Raw genomic sequence first — 15846 nt, 5'->3', positions numbered from 1 at the left:
GCATAACGAATGTATTTCGGTTTTGAGATTTGACTAGTATTCTAAACTTTTTAACACGATTACTGAAAACAGAAAAAATTATTCTTTTAATAATTTCAGATGTTCTTTACGGCCATCCTTATAATTTACCTGTAATAAATACAAACCAGAACTTAGATTTGATATATCAATGTTTTTATATTGATTATTAAATTCGTATGATTTAGCACCAAATGTATTATACAAAACACCAGATACAACCTCTTTTGTAAGACTAAAAACATTTTTTACTGGATTAGGAAATACTTTAAGAGAGAAATCTTCAAGCACGTTAGATTCTATAGAAAGAACTTCTTCTCCAACAAGAAATGCTCCCTCAGGACGTTCATAAACAGTTGCATCTGCATTGATGGCAAATTGTTGATCCATAAATGTTAATATTTCTACTTCATCTTCTGATGTGGTACCATCTGTAGCAGTTGTGTTTGAAAATGTAACGGATCCTCCTGCATCTGTAATTCTTTTAGCAAAACGATAGGCTTGATCATTATCAAACATTAAATCGGATCTTTCACTAGACCAAGTAGCTCTTATTGGTAAAAATAAATGTTTTAATGCTTGTTTTTCATTTTCATATATAGATATTGATGATTCTTCAATATCTGTTACTGTGAATTCTTCATACGCCCAAGAGTTAGGAGGAGCTCCTTGTCCTAGAGGAGTAATATGTCCTGCTGTAAAATCTGACCAAGGGTTAGTTGCTGTCATCTTTATAATAGTATAATCTCTATTAGGATCATCACCAGTTCCATCAACACCTACCAATTCATCAATTCCATCAGTATCTACCAATATTAAATCTCCATTTTCATCAACAAAAGAATCTTTATCAATATTGGTTGTTATGATAGCATTAGGAGCTGCATTACGAATCATTGCTACAAATTCATCTTTTTGCTCAGTAGTACTATCAACATCAGCATTTCCAAGACTATTATTTATATTATAACTTCCAAATGAATCAAACCAATAGCCATCAACTCCTATTTCTGTAAAACGTTTTATATAACCTTCACAATAGTTCATCCATGCTGCATGACCATCACCAGCAAAATAAGTATCTACATAATTATTCCAAGCTACTGCTCCTGATGCTGTTGCTCTATTTGCTGGACTTTGCGTATTTACATATAAAATAACTTTTTTACCTGAATTTTTAAAGATATCAATAACATCAATAATAATTTGTTCATTAGCTAAACTAGGTACAAATTCTTCATCTACAACTGAACCTGTAGCTCCCATTACAGCATCTACATTAGGATTTGTTCTTAAAGACCACAATTGCGCATTTGCGTTATTGGTACCATTGGTAATTATATGCCCCATTGTAGGGTAACTATCAGCAATTTCTTGTGCTCCTGTTATATAATCATAGCCTCTATTATCTACATACTCATCTAAATCTTCTCCTGATCTTATGTAAAAACGACCTCCCCAAGAACCTTTAAGAACTTCATCAAGTGGCACTTGTGGTATTGATCCTTTAATTTGATCTATATAATAGGTTATCTCAGAAGTTGATTCTTGTCCATTTCCAAGACCTATGTCTAATCGATTATAACCTCCACTTTCTAAACCTTCTGTAGTAAAATCAGTAGCTTCAAAAACAAAAGAGAACTCCTCCCAGGCTTGACCTACTGTAAATGTTTTGGTTACCTGTTTAAAATCTCCAGTAGTTGTATTTCGTAAATAGATACGTAAACGATTTGGTTCAAACGATAAGTCTGAAGTTGCAACATCTATGTAAGCTTTTAAGGTTACTGTATATTTTGAAGCAGTTGTTAGTGGGGTAAACAAATCAAAATAGGTAAACCCTCTAGTAACATTTGCATCTCTAACAAACTTAGAACTTGTTGTGTTTGTATTTATATCGCTAACATCTGGATTGGTTTCATTTATAGTAAAAGTACCATCTACTGTTTTTGTAAATGTAATATTTTCCTTTTCTGATTCATTTTCATACCAAATATGTTGTGCATGAATTTTGTTTCCTAACAAAAGGAAAAATGACGATATTAATAAAATATTTAGCTTTGACATTTTTTATTTTTTTACTAAAGGAACTAATATTTATTTTTAAGTTTTTAACTTATCACAGTAAAAAACAATTTGTAAAATAAAATATTCCTTCTTGATATTTGGTTTTACAATTTTGTCTTTTTTTTCTTATTATTTATGCTTGTTTAGATCATTTACTTTCTCTTTTCAATTACATAGTAACAAAAACAATTAATATAGATTGATTAAAGTGTTTTTTTAGTGTTTTATATATTTATAAGAATTGAATGGTAATTTTTTCTTTTTCAAAGAATTCTTCTTTGTTATATAAAAAAACTGAGCGATACATAATAGGTTTTATGTATTGCTCAGTAAGTATTTGTGATAAATTAAATTTTAAAAGTTCTAAATAAATTATTTTTTCGCTTTCTTCTTTTTATTTTTCGCTTTCTTACTTCTTTTAACAGTTCTTTTTTTCCATAAAATGATATTATCAATATCGTTTTGAGAAAACTCCCCTGTTGTACTTCTTCCATTTTTAATGTCATTTTCTAAAAGTTCTAATAACTTTTCTGCAATCTCTGGACGCTCTAAATATAAGTTAGTTGTTTCAGTAGCATCATTTTCCATATCATATAACTGAGCAATAGGCATATTATCTAATGTAGTATTGTCTTCTTGAGGTGAACTCCAACCTCCTGACCCTCTTGCTAATAGTAACTTCCATTTTCCTTGTCTATATCCAAAATGGCCACTTATTGAATGATGTATAACACCAGGTCTAGTGCTTTTTAATTTTTCTCCTTTTAAGGCAGGTAAAAAACTTACACTATCTTCTCCACTTTTACTAGGTACAGGAACGTTTATGATCTCTGAAAAAGTAGCAAACATGTCTGTTAAACAGATTAAATTATTATTTACAGAACCTGCTTCTACTTTATTTGGCCATTTTACAATAAAAGGCACACGATGTCCACCATCCCATAAATCAGATTTTGAACCACGATAACCTGCACTTACAATATGTCCTTTTTTCGCAAGGCCTTTTATATTTGCTGCTTTAGAGGTACCATTATCACTACTAAAAATTATCAATGTATTTTCTGATAACCCATTATCTTTTAGTGCTTTTGTAATAGCGCCTACAGTGGCATCTGTTTGCATTACAAAATCTGCATAATTTCCAAGTCCACTTTTACCTTGCCATTCTATTGAAGGTACAATTGGCGTATGTGGCGAACCTAAAGGCACATATAGAAAAAATGGTTTTCTATCTTTATTTTTTGCTTGATTATTAATGTATTCTACAGATTTTGTTGTTAAACGAGGTAGCATATTAATTTCATCATCATGAAGAATCACTTTATCATTCTCTAAAACCGCTTTCATACTACCAGCATGATGAAAACCATGGTAATAATCAAATCCTCTATGAATTGGTCCATCTGGTATAAGTGAACCTACTGCAGGTAAATTTCTACCTTTTTTTCTTATTGTTTCTTTCGAAATAGAATCTACATATTGAAAGTTTAAATGCCATTTACCTATGATTGCTGTGTTATAACCTTGATTACCAAGAAAATTTGCAACGGTTGGGCGATCTTCTTTAATTAAATCTGGAGCAAAACCAGATACCACTCCACTCTGCAATTTTGTACGCCAGCTATAACGCCCTGTCATAATTCCATAACGAGTAGGTGTACAAACTGAAGACCCTGAATGAGCATCCGTAAAAACCATCCCTTCTTGGGTTAGTTTATCAACATGAGGAGTTTTAATTTTACTTGTTTCTGGAGCTAAACTTTGTATCTCTCCATATCCTAAATCATCACATAGTATAAAAACTATGTTAGGTTTTTCTGATTTATTATGTGCAATTGCTGGTTTACTTTGTGCACATGAGGACAAAACAGATACCAACATTACTAAAAAAACTAATTTTACATTAAAAAAACTAAATTTATTCATGATTATTTTACTTTATGTTTTACTTTTTAAATAGTTATACTAATGAACAGACTATACTACTAACTCTTATTGTTTTTTAAGAATGCATACCAAATCGTGTCATTTCTCATAATATTATAAGTCTATAAAACAAATTTAAAGCTAAACTAAAAACAATAGTTTCTCTATTCAATCGTTTGTTTGCTTTAATTAATTATAAATGAGAAACAAAATAATCAATTGTTGCTTGTTCAATATTTCCTCTATTAGGATTAATATCCGCACCAACTTTTCGCCAATTATGTCCTGCATTTTTTACAATTAATGTGGTTACAGGTGCGCCAAACTCATTTGCTTTTTCTGCCATATAATAAGCATGTTTTACTGGGATGGTAGTGTCTTTGTCTCCTTGAATCATAAATAACGGAGCACTGTTTTTATCTAAATAATTAATCGGACTCATTTCTTTATATAGCAATAATTTGTCTTTCGGTTTGGTATTTGGTTTTGTTATTCTTGCACCAAATCTATCTTTAAAATTTGGGCTATCATCATGGTTGAATAAACTAATATCTTCAAAGTCACAAGGGCCATACCAAGAAACTCCTGCAACCATTTTATAAGTATGTTTTTCTAATGATTTTTCTCCTTTTAGACTTTCAGGAGGACTTAGTAATAACATCTGTGCTATTTGACCACCAGCAGAATCTCCAAAAGAGAAAAAACGATTAGCATCAATTCCTAGTGTTTCTCTATGTTTAGACAAATAACGCATAGCATCTTTACTGTCTATTACACAATCTCTCATAGTAGTATTTCCTCCTTTTTCCCAAAGTCTATAACTTACAGAAACTACGCAAAACCCTTTTTCTAAAAGTGCTTTATGTACGGTTTTAAAAGATGCGTTTGCAGCAACATGTCTGCTTCCTGCAGCCCAGCCACCTCCATGCGTATAAATAACTACAGGTAATTTTTGACTTACTTTTTTGTTTTTAGGATAATAAATATCTAGATATAGATTTTCTTCTTTAGTTGTTTTGTATAGAATGTTTAACTTTCTTTTTCCTTCCGTCTGCAAATACGGAACTTGCTTTTTAGTCGAAAATTCTTCAAAGCTAATTAGGTCATCTTTGTTACTGTCCAATAATTTATTTAAATGTTTCCAAATACGTTTGTTATCCTCCTCTGTAAATTGACCGTCTTTGTTTTCGTCTAATCTTTCCCAAGTTTTGTTAATGTAAACTTCACGATACGCACCATTGGATTGATCGTCTGTTTGAGCAATTCCTTTAAAAAAAGGAAATGTGATACATAGAATTACTAGTGAAACATTAAAATTAAATTTTCTAGATTGCGTCATAACTCTGCTGTCTTCCTATTTATTACTATAACCTTGTTTTTTATACTTTTCTAAAAGACTACTTAATTCTGCAACCACTTCTGGATTTTCTTTATACAAATTGTTTTTTTCTTCTGGATCATTAATTATATCATATAAAGTTCCTGCAGCTTCATTGGGTTTTGCTTCTACATTTTTTGGTTTTGTAAAACCACCTGATCCTAATTCTGGAGTATATTTCCATTTTCCTTTTCTGATGGAAAACATACCGTACATAGAATGGTGTACAACCGCTTCTCTAATGGGTGTTTTTACATTAGAAGTATAAGCAGGCCATATGTTATAACTATCATCTGCGCCTTTTTCTACTTTTGGTTGATTTAAAATACCTGATAAAGTTTCAAATAAATCGGTTGTACACATTAATTGATTCGATTCCAATCCTGCAGGAATTACACCAGGCCACTGCGCAATATAAGGCACTCTATGACCTCCTTCATAAATATCTGCTTTTTGACCTTTGTAAATATAATTTGCACGATGGGCAAATTTTTCCTTGTCTCTTTCTGTCCAATTAGATCCGTTATCAGAAGTAACAATAATCAATGTATTTTCTAATTGACCAGATTTTTTTAACGCAGTAATAACTGTACCTACAGCATCATCTACCATCGTCACAAAATCGCCATAATTGCCAGCTTTAGATTTACCAACGGCTTTACCTACTGGCAACCAAGGAGTATGAGGTGCTGTTAACGCAAAATAAAGAAAGAAAGGTGAATCTGTTTTTTTTTGATTATCAATAAAAGAAACAGATTTTTTTGTAAAATTATCTAATACTTGGTCAAATACAAAATTAGGTGCTTTTTCTCCTGGTCTCCAACTAAGACCTCGACCTTTTCTTTTCTCTGTTGTATATTCTGTAGGTAGTTCTACAGCTTTTCCATTTTCTATATAAAGATAAGGAGGGATGTCTAAAGAAGCAGGAATAATGTATGAATAATCAAACCCTAAATCACTAGGATCTTTTATTGGTTTAGAAAAATCTACATTACTAACTCCGTCTTTTGCTATTATCCTTTTATCTCCATCTTTTGGTTGTAAACCTAAGCCTATATGCCATTTTCCAATACAGGCTGTTGTATAACCATTACTTTTGAGATAAGAAGCAATAGTAGGTCTACTTTCTTCAATTAAAGCTGGCTTATAACCATTTAAAACCCCTTTTTTTAAGGAACTTCTCCAAGCATAACGTCCTGTAATTATTCCATATCTAGTTGGTGTACATACTGAAGAGTTGGTATGTGCATCTGTAAAATGAACACCTTCTTTTATGATTCTATCCATGTTAGGCGTTTGAATACCTGATTCTGAATTTAATCCAGAAAGGTCTCCATACCCCATATCATCCGCTAAAATATATACAATATTTGGTGCTGTTTTTTTAGAAGGAATAATCTGTTTTTTTGTAACTTGATTAGCTTTACAAGAGATTACTACAAATAGTATGAAAAGTAATTTCAATATTTTCATTAGATTTTTTGATTTAATATTTACAAGGAAAAATTATTTTTTAAAAGCAAAATCTGCTTGTGGCCAAGGATCTAAAATAGGATCATTTTTTTGAACTTTTCCAGATGTACTTCTACCTTCTTTAATTTGTTTGATTAACAAATCTTTTAATTCTTTTACCTTCTCTGGAAATTTACTAGCAATATTTTTTTTCTCCTTAACGTCTGTTTTTAGATTGTATAGTATTTCTTTTGATGAAATATCTTTGTGTATTTTTGTTTTTCCAGATGCTGCAATTCCAGAATTTGGCGATACAATTAATTTCCAATCCCCTTTTCTAATCGCAAATACCCCATATTTATCATGATGAATCGTTGCGTCTCTTAAAAAGGTTCCTTTATTGGTTAATAATGGTAACATACTGTAGCTATCTTCTGCTTCATTATCTTTAAAATCATAATTAATAATGTCTGCACAAGTTGCTATAAAATCTGTGGTACATAAGGTTGCATCAGAAACCGAATTTGGTTTAATTTTTCCAGGCCATTTTACTAAAAACGGTACTCTATGTCCACCTTCTAAAAAGCTTCCTTTGTAACCGCTATAAATATAACTTGGACTGTGTTTTTCCTTTTTTAGAGTTTTTAAATCGTTTGTAGTAGCATAACCATTATCACTTGTAAAAACAACTAATGTATTGTCTTCTATACCTTGTTCTTTTAATGTTTTAAAGATAGTACCCATTAAATCATCAATCATAATTACAAAATCTGCGTAAGGACTACCAATTTCACTTTGTCCTTTCCATGGAGCAATTGGTAAAACAGGATTATGTGGAGAAGGCAATGGAATGTACATAAAAAAAGGTTTTTCTTTATTGGCATTCTCTTTAATAAATGAAATTGATTTATTTACAACGTTTGGAAGTACTTCTTCATGTTTAAAATCATCAGCAACATCTCCTTTTATCCAACTACTAAAAGGGTATTTCTTTCTGCTTCTTTCAGTTATTTTTGTAGGAATCATAGTTGCCTTATTGTTTTCTATATAAACAAAAGGAGGCATATTTAAGGATGCAGAAATCATATAAGAATAATCAAATCCCATATCATTAGGTCCAAATTTTAAAGGTTTACTATAATCAATATTTTTGAAATTTAAACGCTCAGATTTATTTGAAAAATGATCAAACTCTGGGCTATCATTTTTCATAGACCAGTTTAAACCTAAATGCCATTTTCCTATACTTGCTGTGTTATAGCCATTATCTTTTAGTAATTGCCCAACTGTTAATCGTTCTTTTTGAATTAAAGATGGTGAGTTTCCCCAAGTTACAAATTCTTTTAAGGGTGTTCTCCAATTGTATCTACCTGTTAAAATACCATATCTGGTTGGTGTACAAACAGAAGAGGAGGTATGTGCATCTGTAAATTGCATACCTTCTTTACCCATTTTATCTAAATTGGGCGTTTGTATTTTACTTTTTTCATTATAAAGGCTAACATCACCAATACCTAAATCATCAGCTAAAATATAGATAATGTTTGGTTTTTTTTGATCTTCCTTTTTTGATGTCTGGCTACTAGCACAATTTGTAGTAATTAGTAATACTGTTAAAAGTAGAAATCGTATTTGAAGAATTTGATTCAATTTACTTTTCATAATGTAATTTAGTTTAATTGTTTTTTAAAGTAACTTCTATAACATAACCAAGCGCATTTTTTGGTAATCCAATTACAGTTGTTTTTAATCCGTTTTTATTTTGATTCCATTTAAGGATTTTGCCGCTTCCTAATAACTTTACTTGTTCAATATCTCCTTCACCTTTTCTCAGCGATTTTATAAGGATATCTCCCTCTGTATTTGTTAAAGAAATAGCATATACTTTATTTTCTTTTGTTGTAAACCAAAAATCTTTGGAAGTAAATTTTCTTTCAAAACCTTTAGCAGCTCTATGACCTGTACCATCTAAAAGGGTTTCTTCTTGACCTTCATTTGGTGTTTTCCAACGAGATGTTCCATAAACAGCATCAGCATTTAGATGAATCCATTTACCCATTTCGCGTAAATTTTGGGCGCTTGTTTCTGGTACATTTCCTTTTCCATCAGGTCCAATATTTAATAAGTAATTTCCTCCTTTTGATAAAATATCAACAAAGTAGTATAACAATTCTTTTGGGCTTTTCCAGTCTTTATCATAAGATTTGTAACCCCAAGAATTGTTTGTTGTTCCACAGGTTTCCCAATATTTTTCTAACTTTTCTGATGCAGAAGGAATTTTATTATCTCCAGCATCTAAATAATCTCCAAACGCATAACCAACTCTTCTGTTTACTACTACATTTGGATTGGTATCATAAACCAATTTATAAAACTGAAATGCTTGTTCTTCTGTAGTAAAACCAGTTCCATCAAACCAAATTAAGCGCAATTCTGGTAATAAATTTAAAAGTTCTTTTACTTGAGGATATGCTTTGTTTTGTAGGTATTCTTTATGTGTGTTTTTACTTGGATCCCATAAGTTTTTACCTGTTGGATGTGTGTAAATCCCTAAAGAATCATTTATTTTCTTAACGTTGGCATAATTACCATCAGCACCATCCATCCAATCATTTCCATGAGAATAATATACACCAAAATCGATACCTTCTTTTAAACAGGCGTCATACAATTCTTTAATAATATCTGCTTTATATGGTGTTGCATCAGCTATGTCAAATTCTGAACTTTTAGAGTCGAACAAAGCAAAACCATCATGGTGTTTAGAGGTGATAACCATATATTTCATACCAACATCTTTTGCAAGTTTTGCAACGTTCTGAGCAAATGATTTATCAGGATTAAACGTTTTAGCAAGTTCTTTATATTCTTCTCTTGGTATTTTAAAAGCATACATTAACCATTCTGCAACTTTTGGTCCAGGGTAAGGAGAATGACTTATTTTAGTTCCTTTCCATATTCCACCAATTTCAGAATATAATCCCCAGTGAATAAACATTCCTAACTTTGCTTCTTTAAAACGTTTTAGTGCTTTTTGTTTTTCATCAGAATTGTGCATTGTTAACCATTCTTGATGATAGTTGCCAGAACCAATTGGTTTTTTATAATAAGGAATAATTCTTAGCGTTTTAAAATTTTTATCAGTTGTTATTGAAATCTTCTGTTCTCCTGTATTTTTAAATTGAATTTTGCTTTTGAATTCTGAAACGATCTCATTCGAGTTAATTAGGTAGTTTTCTGAGAGTGATTCTTCAAACTCTTGTTTATCAATCTTTACTTTTACAGATTTTTTATCTTCGGATATTGCTCCACTTGAAACCATTTGAAGCACATATTCAGCAGGATGTTTTACATTAAAGTACCAAGAATATGTAGTTTCTTTTTTTTCCGCATTTGTTTTTTCCAGTACAATCCAATTATTGGTTTGGTCGAATGGTTTTTCAATCGACACAGTAATATCTTCCTTTTTTTTACAAGATATAGTAACTAAAAACATAGAAAACACAATACTATAGATTCTTATTTTGGTTTTAGACGGACGCATTATAACATTCATTTTCGTAATTTTTTAATCAACTGTAGGTTTCCATTCTAAAATCCCTTTCTCCTTTAATTGCTTATAATACTTTGCATGAAGCGGTTGCTCCTTTATTCTTTTTCTATTTTCGTTAACCATTAGAGGAATAGAATTACTCCACCATTCATCATAAGGTTGTTTAAAATTCTCTATCACTTCAGGGTTTTCTATTGCAATATTTTTTGTTTCGCCAGGGTCATTGATAACATCATACAATTCTTTATTGTTTACAAAACGCCATTGCTGACTTCTTATAGCCATTTTAGTATATTTAGCTTCTTCTAATTTTCCTGTTTTCCAGCGTCCACAATGCGTAAACATCAAACGATCTTCCCAATTTGTTACTGTATTTTCTAATAAAGGAATTAGCGATAATCCTTTTAAAGATTGCATGGTTCCTGGCAATTTAGCACCAGCCAATTCTGTAAAGGTTTTGTATAAATCTATATGTGCTGTAAGTTGGTTGATATCTTTTCCTTCGGATAAAACACCTTTCCAATAAAAGAAAAGAGGTACATGATTACCACCTTCATTAGGTGAGTTTTTTCCACCTTTTAAATTGGCATTAAAATGTTTTACTTTATCTCCATTTAATGTTCCTCTTAAATGTGTTGCGCCATTATCTGTTGTAAAAATAATTAACGTATTATCTAAAACATCCCATTCTTTCAGTTTTTTTATCAACCTTCCAAAATTATCATCAATGTTTTCAATCATTCCATATCTGCCAGCAGTACCTTCATCATAACCCAATTCTAAGAAACGCTTTTTATACGTTTCAGGAGCAATCAATGGGGCATGAGGTGCGTTTAATGATAAATATGTAAAATATGGAGTTTTAGTATCTATTTGTTTTTTTGTCCAAGCCAATCCTGCATCAAAAAAAACATCTGTACAAAAGCCTTTCGTTTTTACAATCGTTTTATTATGAAGTAAAACATTGTCAAAATATAAGTTTTCTTTATTCGCAGGGAAATCGCCTAAACTTACTTGACCAATACCTCCAGCACCATGCATCAATACTTCATCAAAACCTCTATTTTGAGGGAGATATTCATCTCCATCTCCTAAATGCCATTTGCCAAAAAGACCTGTTTTATAACCTGCCGATTGCAAAGCTTGTGGAAGTGTGTAAATGTCCAAAGCCATTCTTTCACGTTCTAAAATAGTATGTGTTACTCCTGCGTTAAACTCATGGTTACCACTCATTAATGCAGCTCTTGTTGGTGCACAAGTAGGACTTACATGGTATTCTGTAAAACGTGTTGACTTTTGATAAAAAGCATCAATATTTGGCGTTTTTACTACTTGATTTCCCATACAAGAGAAATCTCCCATACCTTGATCATCTGTCATTACAAAGATGATGTTGGGCCTGCTATTTTTTAATTTTTTTATGCTTTTTTGTGAATATGTTATTTTTGATAAAAACAGGAAACACAAAAAACAAGTAGTAACGATATTTTTCATAATTCCTGCTTTTATAATTTTGCTTTATGGAATTCTTTTTTCCATAAAAAGACTATAAATCTATTAAATACATATAATCTATTTTCACTTCTTTTAAGAGCTTATTTCTTTTTATTCTTTTTCTTTTTACCTTTCTTTTTCTTTTTTGGTGCTTTTATTAATTCATGGAATTTACTTGTTACCATAAATCTATTTTCATCAATAAAAACAACACCACACGCATGTGTATCTTTAGGTACATTAAAAGTGTATTCTAATTTATCTTTACTAGCCTCTAAAGGCACTTCTATGTATGTTGTTTTTAACTTTTTTCTTCCTTTAGCACTTGGTTTATCAGAAATTTTAATAAGTGCATAGCTTTCAATTACTTTAGATTTTCCTTTTTCTAATTGAATAGAAACTTTACGAGATGTTGCGTCATAAACATCTGTTACAACAACTGGAATAGCAGTTGAATTTTTATCATTTTTAAATTTTGAAACGTCTTTATATGGCAATTTTGCATCGTAATCTTTAAGGTACTTTTCTAATTTCCCAGCTAATTCTTTAACAATTTTAGGAGATTCTGCTGCAATATTATGTTGTTCTTCTAAATCATGTCTCTTTCCGTTTTTATATAAACGATGTAATACATATTTACCTGAGTTAAAGTTTTTATACAATTTATAGTCTCCAGATCTAATAGCAGATTGGTTTTTAACATCATCACCATAAGGATAGTGCCACCATAAATCTTCTCTAGGGTTGCCTTTGTTATCTTTTACATCATTTTCGTTATTCAACAAGACATTAGAAATATCTAGACCATCAAAATCATCACTGTACTTAGAAGGTATTTTACTATTTGTAAGGTTTAAAATAGTTGGATAGAAGTCTAATTGATTGATTAAAACATCTTTTGTTTTTTCCTTAGGAATACTTGGTCCAGAAATAAGCATTGGCACTCTAATACCACCTTCTTCACTATATTTTTTACCTTTATCTAAAGGAGCATTGTCAGACATTACTTCTGCCTTACGAGTTTCAGCTCCACCATTATCAGATGAAAAGAAGATGTAAGTAGTTTCGTATAATTTTTTACCAGGATTTCTAGGGTCATCTGTTTTCTTTAACAAATCTACAACACGTCCTAAACTCCAATCTAAGGTTGTAACCATTGCACCAAAATAAGGGTTGTTCTGACCTTCTTTAGTCCATTCAGTATCTACTTCTGGAAGCTCTACACCTAATTTATCACAATAATAGTCTAATAATTTACGGTTTTTTGAATGAATTGGGTAATGAACCATCCAGTGTGCTAAATATAAAAAGAAAGGTTCTTCTTTACTTTCGTTAATAAATTTAAGTGCATTTTCTGTAACTGCATCAGTTGGATAAGAAATTCCTTTAGGATCATCCTTTGTAAAAGGAAAATACTTCTCTTTACTTAAACGGAATGGATCACTTGCTGAGTTTGTAGCAAACTTAGTTAAACGAGTGTCTGGCTTTTTAGGTCCTTGGTGAGCTCCTCTTGATTCATGAACAAAATCAAATCCTTGATTTTCAGAACTCTGAATTTTAAGTTCTCCTGCATGCCATTTTCCTACATGACCTGTTTTATAACCATTCATTTTTAAAGCTTCAGCTATAGTAAAATTCTTTGGCATTAATCCTGATGGGAAATAAGGACTAATAAATCTAGAACCCTTACTTGCTTTAGGAATGCTTCCACCACTTACATTTGTAATCCCAGTTCTAGCAGGGTGTAAGCCTGATAAAATAGCAGATCTTGAGGGCGCACACGTAGGTGCTGGAGAATATGCATTCGTAAAATTAATAGCATCTTCAGCTAACTTTGTAATGTTTGGTGTATCCCAAGCACAAGGTTCGTCTAAATCATTTAATTGTACGTCTTGCCAACCTAAATCATCCGCATAAAAAATGATGATATTTGGTTTTATTAATTTAGAATTCTTTTGACTATACATTGTATTAGATACAAGTAGTGATAAGAACAATAAACCTAAAAGATTTGATTTGTTTTTCATTTTAAGTATTTTAGTTTTTATTTTTTCTATTTTTCTTAACTTTTTTAGGCGATTTTAAAGTATGAAATTTACTCTTAATCATAAACCTATTTTCATCTATAAAAATGATACCTGCTTCTGTTACTCCAACTGGAAGGGTTAAGGTATATTCTAATGTTTTTTTATTAAATTCTCCTTCTAATTTTGTAAAAGGTTCATGTACTTTTCTTTTCTGGCCATTTTTCTTAACAGCATGTAAATCTTTGTAAGATATCAATCCATAAAACTCAATAACTTTAGACTTTCCTTTTTCTAATGTAACCGTAATTTTACGTGATGTAGGATCAAAAGAATCTGTTTTAATTTGTGGAATAGCAGCTACATTTTCTGGTTCTCCTTTTATTTTTAAAGGATTTTTATAAGGGAATTTAGCATCGTACTCTTTTAAATACTTTTCTAATCTTGTAGATAAATCTTTAACAACTTTAGGAGACTGTTCTGCAATATCAAATTTCTCTTCTAAATCTGCTCTTTCACCATTTTTGTACAAACGGTATAACTCATAATTACCTTTTACATGGTTTTTATACAATTTATAATCTCCCGCTCTTATTGCAGATTGCATTTGAAATTCACGATTGTGAGGAAAATGCCACCATAAATCTTTTCTTGGATCTCCATTGTTATTTTTGATAACAGTTTCATTATTTAACAAAACACCAGAAATATCTAAACCATCTAAATCTGAACTGTACTTAGTAGGTATCTTACTATTTGTAAGGTCTAAAATTGTTGGGTAAAAATCTAATTGATTTACCAATCCATCATATACTTTTCCTTTTGGTATACTTGGTCCAGAAATAAGCATTGGTACTCTAATACCTCCTTCTTGAGCATATTTTTTTCCTTCATCCAATGGAAAATTATCTGTAACTATTTCTTTACCTACGTGTTCAACAGCTCCATTATCCGAAGAGAAAAAGATGTACGTAGTTTCGTGTAATTTTTTACCAGGATTTCTAGGGTCATCTGTTTTCTTAAGTAAATCAACAACACGTCCTAAACTCCAGTCTAAAGTGGTTACCATAGATCCAAAATATGGATTTGTTTGACCTTCTGTAGTTACAGGAACATCTTTTGTTGGAAAATCAATTCCTAATTTATCACAGTAGTATTGTAATAACTCGCGGTTTTTAGTATGAATTGGAGAATGAACCATCCAATGTGCTAAATATAAAAAGAAAGGTTCGTTTTTACTTTCACCAATAAATTTAAGAGCATTCTCAGTAATTTCATCATATGGGTATGAAATTCCTTCTGGAGATTCTTTTGTAAAAGGAGGATATTTTTCTTTACTCAATCTATATGCATCATTTTTATCATATGTTGCAAACTTTGTTAATCTATTGTCTGGTTTTTTAGGTCCTTGATGTGCTCCTCTAGATTCATGAACAAAATCAAAACCTTGGTTTTTTGATTTTTGAGAATCGTCATGTCCTGCATGCCATTTTCCAATATGTCCTGTTGTATATCCATTCATTTTTAAAGCTTCCGCAATTGTAAAATGTTTTGGAAACAATCCTCCTTCAAAAAAAGGTGATATATAGTTTGCACTTTGTCCTGCATTAGGCATTTGCCCACCAGCAACGTGTGTTACTCCTGTTTTGGTAGGGTGTAATCCGCTTAAAACAGCACATCTAGATGGAGCACAAGTAGGTGCAGGAGAATATCCGTTTGTAAAGTTTACAGCATCTTCAGCTAATTTTGAAATATTAGGCGTTTCCCATGGGCTTGGTTCGTCTAAATTATTTATTTCTGTATCCTGCCAACCTAAATCATCAGCATAAAAAATAATGACATTGGGTTTTATTAAATCCTTTTTTTCTTGACTAATAACATAATTAGAAAAGAACAATAAAATTGCTAGTGATGTTAAAATTGATTTCATTTTTTTA

General features: G+C 31.0%; 9 protein-coding genes. All 9 read right to left on the bottom strand.

Annotated elements, in window-relative coordinates:
• Positions 1 to 78: 78 nt before the first annotated feature.
• The 9 genes from ACJJVK_RS01350 to ACJJVK_RS01310 all read right to left on the bottom strand — a co-directional run bounded on the left by ACJJVK_RS01350 (position 79) and on the right by ACJJVK_RS01310 (position 15839).
• Complete coding sequence (locus ACJJVK_RS01350) at positions 79 to 2082, bottom strand: T9SS type A sorting domain-containing protein (protein WP_405562437.1); 2004 nt, start codon at positions 2080 to 2082, stop codon at positions 79 to 81.
• A gap of 372 nt (positions 2083 to 2454) precedes the next feature.
• Positions 2455 to 4008, bottom strand: coding sequence for an arylsulfatase (locus tag ACJJVK_RS01345; protein ID WP_405562436.1), 1554 nt, complete (start codon positions 4006 to 4008; stop codon positions 2455 to 2457).
• Positions 4009 to 4201: 193 nt separating this feature from the next.
• Complete coding sequence (locus ACJJVK_RS01340) at positions 4202 to 5347, bottom strand: carboxylesterase family protein (protein WP_405562434.1); 1146 nt, start codon at positions 5345 to 5347, stop codon at positions 4202 to 4204.
• A gap of 15 nt (positions 5348 to 5362) precedes the next feature.
• On the bottom strand, positions 5363 to 6859 hold the full coding sequence (locus ACJJVK_RS01335; RefSeq protein ID WP_405562433.1) for a sulfatase-like hydrolase/transferase: 1497 nt from the start codon (positions 6857 to 6859) through the stop codon (positions 5363 to 5365).
• 33 nt (positions 6860 to 6892) lie between these two features.
• A complete protein-coding gene (locus ACJJVK_RS01330) occupies positions 6893 to 8500 on the bottom strand; it encodes an arylsulfatase (protein ID WP_405562431.1) in 1608 nt (535 codons plus the stop codon).
• 13 nt (positions 8501 to 8513) lie between these two features.
• On the bottom strand, positions 8514 to 10394 hold the full coding sequence (locus tag ACJJVK_RS01325; RefSeq protein WP_405562429.1) for an alpha-L-fucosidase: 1881 nt from the start codon (positions 10392 to 10394) through the stop codon (positions 8514 to 8516).
• Between the two features lie 12 nt (positions 10395 to 10406).
• Positions 10407 to 11885, bottom strand: coding sequence for an arylsulfatase (locus ACJJVK_RS01320; protein ID WP_405562428.1), 1479 nt, complete (start codon positions 11883 to 11885; stop codon positions 10407 to 10409).
• A gap of 101 nt (positions 11886 to 11986) precedes the next feature.
• Positions 11987 to 13912 (bottom strand): sulfatase, encoded by a 1926-nt coding sequence (locus ACJJVK_RS01315; protein ID WP_405562426.1) that lies wholly within the window; start codon positions 13910 to 13912, stop codon positions 11987 to 11989.
• A gap of 10 nt (positions 13913 to 13922) precedes the next feature.
• Complete coding sequence (locus ACJJVK_RS01310) at positions 13923 to 15839, bottom strand: sulfatase (RefSeq protein WP_405562424.1); 1917 nt, start codon at positions 15837 to 15839, stop codon at positions 13923 to 13925.
• Between the last annotated feature and the right edge of the window lie 7 nt (positions 15840 to 15846).

It is taken from the genome of Polaribacter sp. Asnod6-C07, assembly GCF_045063625.1.
GTDB lineage: Bacteria > Bacteroidota > Bacteroidia > Flavobacteriales > Flavobacteriaceae > Polaribacter > Polaribacter vadi_A.
The sequence above is the reverse complement of the archived record's forward strand: the minus strand, read 5'-3'. Positions and strand labels throughout refer to the sequence as shown.